Source organism: uncultured Zhongshania sp. (genome assembly GCF_963975605.1).
In the GTDB taxonomy this organism is placed as follows: domain Bacteria; phylum Pseudomonadota; class Gammaproteobacteria; order Pseudomonadales; family Spongiibacteraceae; genus Spongiibacter; species Spongiibacter aquimaris.
Window position 1 is genome coordinate 1 of the sequence record NZ_CAXBHN010000047.1, and the last position, 2,609, is coordinate 2,609.

Consider the following 2,609-nt stretch of genomic DNA (forward strand, 5'->3'; position numbering starts at 1 on the left):
TGGAAAAACTGATGCGCGACGCCCGCGCTGCGATGATCGAGGACGGTGAAAATACAATCCTTGGTCTGAAGGGGGTTACGTGGTTAAGCCGCTGGTATCAGGAGAAAGCAGGCATTTCGGTTTAATAAAATAAATTGCTTTTAATATCTGATAAAGGATAAAGACCATGGCTAAGAAACCTGTCGTTGTTTATGGCGCGAGCGGTTACACCGGCAAATTGATTTGTGAATTTTTGCGCGAATATCAAATTCCCTTTATTGCAGCGGGTCGCAGCAGAGCACGTATTGAAGAGGCTCTACTCACTGTTCCCGGGATTGAAACCGCCGATTACGAAGTGGTAGAGGTTGAGCACAGTGTTGCCGCATTGACCGAGTTGCTAAGCGGCTGTGAAGTTATCTGTAATACCGTAGGTCCATTTGAGTACTTTGGCGAAGTCGCTGTTGAAGCAGCGGCGAAGGCCGGTGTTCACTATATGGATACCACGGGTGAGCAGTCTTTCATGATTGAGATGCGCAACAAATTTCATGAGGCATTCAAGGCCAATGGCAAGATTCTAGCGCCAAGCACCGCGTATATGTACACGCCTCTCGATATTGCGATGAATTTGGTTCTGGAAGACGGCAGTATCGATACCATTGAAGCGGGCTGTCTCGCTGCAGGTGTGCCGACCTACGGTTCCACGCAAACAATTTTCGCTATGTTCAAAGCCGATCATCTCTATTTGGAAAACAATAAGATGTTGCCGTGGGAAAAAGGTCGTGGCTTTGAAATGGCGGTGCCGGGCAAAATGATGACGCAGCTAGCTCATCCATGGGGTGGCGGCAGTGTGCCAATGTGGTTGGAACACGACCACCGTGTGCACAGTGCGCGCCAGCTGACCGCATTTACCAATCGTACTATGTATGAGCAACTAATCGCCCTGCAAAAGCATTACGAAGACAACATCAAGCCCTTACCGCTCGATCAGCAAGAAGCTGCGCTGAAGGAAATTGCCGAGGGTATGCAACCGGGTATGCCACCACGGGAAAACAGAACGGTACAGCGTACGACCGACTTCGTTCATGGTATCGGCACTGGGGTGCGCAAAACCTGCGTAATTCACACCGCCGCGCCTTACCAGTTAACAGGTGTTGTACAGGCGGGGCTCGCGTCCTACTTACTAAGCGAAGCACCGCGTAAAACGGGCTTTGTGTCCTCATGTCAGGCTGTTGGCCACGAGGTGATGTTGGGTGCGATTAAGAAGTTTTTGCCCATTCAAGTCGACATGTACTAGTTTTAGCAAATTGATGAAAGAGATCTAAGCATGAGAATGATCGACTACTTCGACAAAGGTGCGAAGTACTACCCGAACAATGTTGCCTTTATCGATGTTGATCGCGGCGATGCCAGCATTACCTATGCAGCGGCATCTGCGGTGACGCATCGTATCGCGGCGGCGATTCGCGGTAATAGCTACCAGCAGGGATGTCATATTGGCATATTAGCGCCAAACTCGACCATCGCGTTCTTGACGCTGTTGGGCTTGTTTCGAGCAGAGGCGGTTTGGTTGCCGATAAATCCCCGCAACACCGTTGCTACGAATGTTGATCTTCTTACGCGCTTTGACGGCGATCTGCTGTTTTATCACAGTGATTATGCCCAAGAAGCGCAACAAATTATGGACGCTGTGCCAAATATACGCGAAGCGGTATGTATCGACGGCGACGCGACGGTAGGAAGCACGCTTGAAAACTGGAGTGAAGGCCACCCCGAAACACACCAGGTAGGGCCGGTAGATTTGGACGCAACCTTTGCGGTATTTCCTACAGGTGGTACTACGGGGAAATCCAAGGGTGTGGTGCTGAGTCACCGTTCTATTTACACAATGTATCAGAACTTTTACGCACATTTTAATTATCACGACGAGACATGCCATTTAGTGGTTGCGCCAATGACGCATTCGGCCGGAATTATAGGTGGGCTGCATTTTGCTCGCGGTGGTACTAACGTTGTTATGAGTAAAGCCGCGCCTGATTTAATTTGCAATGCGATTGATAAGTATCGCGTGTCGCATCTATTTCTGCCGCCTACGGTTGTTTACATGATGCTGGCCTTGCCCGATGTAAAAGACCGTGACTACAGTTCACTTCAGCATTTCTTGGTGGGTGCAGCGCCTACGTCGGTAGAAAAGCTTAAGGAGGCGGTGTCGGTTTTTGGGCCTGTCATGACTGAAGCCTTTGGGCAGTCTGAAGCTCCAGCGGCAATTACCGCCAAAGCGCCGTGGGACTATTTAGATAAAGAAGGGAACATCAATGAGCGTCGGCTCGCGTCAATTGGTCGGCCTTGCGTTAATAATCGCGTAGCAATTCTTGATGAAGAGGGTAATGAGCTCAAGCGCGGACATGCCGGTGAAATTTGTATTCAGGGGGATTTGGTTTCGCCTGGTTACTATAAAAACCCTGAGGCTACCGCAGAGGTTAGGCAGTTTGGTTGGCATCATACCGGTGATGTGGGGGTGATGGATGACGAGGGCTTTATTACCATTGTCGATCGTAAAAAAGACATGATTATCACTGGTGGCTTTAATGTATTTCCCAATGAAGTTGAACAGGTCTTAAATTCCCATCCCG

At 49.6% G+C, this 2,609-nt stretch carries 2 protein-coding genes; both read left to right on the forward strand.

What is annotated here, in order from left to right; all coding sequences use genetic code 11:
• Nucleotides 1–166 precede the first annotated feature (166 nt).
• Nucleotides 167–1,273 (forward strand): DUF5938 domain-containing protein, encoded by a 1,107-nt coding sequence (locus tag AAC007_RS17425; protein ID WP_295877982.1) that lies wholly within the window; start codon nucleotides 167–169, stop codon nucleotides 1,271–1,273.
• Between the two features lie 30 nt (nucleotides 1,274–1,303).
• The coding region (locus tag AAC007_RS17430) for an AMP-binding protein (RefSeq protein WP_339678544.1) at nucleotides 1,304–2,609 on the forward strand (1,306 nt) is incomplete at its 3' end.